Annotated in this window: 1 protein-coding gene; it reads left to right on the top strand. The window is 65.2% G+C overall.

Going from position 1 to position 305, the window contains the following annotated elements; genetic code table 11:
- The coding region (locus AC1DJH_RS33095) for a porin (protein WP_478188614.1) at positions 1 to 305 on the top strand (305 nt) is incomplete at both ends.

The raw sequence follows: 305 nt of genomic DNA, 5'->3' as shown, positions 1-305 counted from the left end.
TACAACTCCAGCCGTCTGGGCTTCCGTGGTACGGAAGACCTGGGTGGCGGTCTGGCAGCCAGCTTCTGGCTCGAAGCCCCGATCACCAATGACGACGGCGCAACCGGTGTCTCGACGTTCGCTCGTCGCTCGACCGTGAGCCTGTCCGGTGGTTTCGGCGAAATCCGCCTCGGCCGTGACTACACCCCGACCTTCTGGAACGACACCGTGTTCGATCCGTTCGGCACCAACGGCGTGGGCACCAACCTGATCTCGACGGCCAACGGTTTCAACACCGCCGGCGGCACGGGCGGCTTCGGCGGCAA

Source organism: Variovorax sp. 10N412 (assembly GCF_056394985.1).
Note: the sequence above shows the minus strand (reverse complement) of the source record. Positions and strands in the feature narration are given on the sequence as shown.